At 74.6% G+C, this 1,800-nt stretch carries 2 protein-coding genes; both read left to right on the forward strand.

Going from position 1 to position 1,800, the window contains the following annotated elements; genetic code table 11:
- Positions 1-11: 11 nt before the first annotated feature.
- A complete protein-coding gene (locus AC5LUJ_RS14275; protein WP_493465082.1) occupies positions 12-1,190 on the forward strand; it encodes a mannosyltransferase family protein in 1,179 nt (392 codons plus the stop codon).
- 104 nt (positions 1,191-1,294) lie between these two features.
- Positions 1,295-1,489 (forward strand): DUF5703 family protein, encoded by a 195-nt coding sequence (locus AC5LUJ_RS14280; protein WP_250285941.1) that lies wholly within the window; start codon positions 1,295-1,297, stop codon positions 1,487-1,489.
- Positions 1,490-1,800: the final 311 nt, after the last annotated feature.

Raw genomic sequence — 1,800 nt, forward strand, 5'->3', positions numbered from 1 at the left:
CCGGACGGGCCGTGGGACGCTCCGGCGGACGGCCCGCATGGTGGCGGGGGCTGCCGTTGCGTGAGGTCGCCCTTGCCTGGCTTGCCGCGCGTGTCGTGACCGCCGCCGCGTACGCGCTGGCCCACTACATCGACGGGCAGGTGCGGGCCGCCCACCCCGGCGTTGGCGTTGGCACCGATGCCGGCGGCGCGGGGGTTGGCGGGCTGGCGCTGACCGGCCCGCTCGGCTGGGACGCCGGCTGGTACGCGGGTATCGCCGAGCACGGGTACGCCGCCTCCGGCGAGCAGAGCCTGCGGTTCTTCCCGCTGCTGCCGCTGCTGGTGCGCGCGGTCACGGTGCTGCCCGGGCTCGGCGGGCACACCGGCGTCCGCGTCACCCTGGTCGTGCTGGTGAACCTGATCGCGTTCGTCTTCGTGACGGCGCTCGCCGGACTGGCGCGCCGGGAGGGCTTCGGCCCCGCGGCGGTCTCCCGGGTGATCTGGCTGGCCTCGCTGGCCCCGCCCGCGTTCGTGCTGGTCATGGGCTACACCGAGGCGCTGTGGGGGCTGCTGGCCGTCGGGGTGTTCGCCGGGATCCGCTCCCGGCGCTGGGAGTTCGCCGCCGGCTGCGGGCTGCTCGCCGGGCTGTGCCGGCCGGTGGGCGTCCTGCTGGTCGCCCCGGCGGCCCTCGAGGCCGCCCGCGGGATCACCGCCGCCGCCACGGCCGACCGGCTGCGGCGCGCGGCGGCTGTCGCGGCGCCGGCCGTGGGCCTCGGCGGCTACCTGCTGTGGGCGGGGATCGCCTACGGGGACGCCCTCGCCCCGGTCCGGCTGCAGCGGCAGCAGTCGCTGCACGGCAGCTCCTCGAACCCCGCGGCGGTGCTCTGGGACGCGGCCCGCGGCGCCGTCCACGGCGAGGTGGGCACCGCACTGCACGTCCCGTGGCTGCTGCTTGTCGCCGTCCTGCTCGTGGTCATGGTGCGTACGCTGCCGGCGTCCTACCCGCTGTGGGCCGCGCTGACCATCGCCGCCCTGCTGACCGGCAGCAACCTGGACTCCAGCGAGCGGTACGCCTACGGCGCGTTCCCGTTCCTGTTCGTCGCCGCCGCGCTGACCCGCCGTGACGAGGTGTTCCGCGCGGTGCTGGCGGCCTGCGCCGCGATGATGGCGGTGTACGCGTCCCTGGCCTTCCTCGGCCTGTACGTACCGTAAATCCTTTACGTAGGGTAGCCAAACTACCCTGATGCCCCGCTTTGCCCCGGATGCTCTTACAGGTTCGTCACACCGGCAGTCCACCTCGTCGTTACGGTGACGTCATGGATGTGGAGTACCAGCGGCTGTACCTGCCGCCCGGGACGGACCGCCGGCAGGCTCTGGCCGTCCTCACCCTGCACGCCGAGTTCGGCGACTGGGAGCTCGAGCGGCTGCGCCTGTTCCCGGACGGCTCCCGGCGCGTGCTCCTGCGCCGCTCACGCCAGCGCGGTGGGCTGCCGGGCTACCTGCCCACCTGACGGCCGTCAGCCGCCGGGCACCGTCCGTGTCGCGGGCCTGTCGGTCACGGACGGCGATAGCCGCCGCGGCGGCGGACCACGCCGCGGCGTGGCCGCACGGTGACCAGCCCGGCCGCCGGATCGTAGCTGTCCGGTCGCGGCGAGGAAGTCTTTCGCGAGACAGCAACCTGGATGGGCGGACAGACGTCAGGATGGCTGACAAGTGGTGGAAACCGCACCAGCCCGCCGGCCCTCCAGGAAGGACCCGCCGTGACGGTCGAGAGCGGATACGTGCCGCCCGGTGGTGAGCCCGCTCCGAGCGCCCTCGAGCC

It is taken from the genome of Protofrankia sp. CiP1_Cm_nod3, assembly GCF_982290655.1.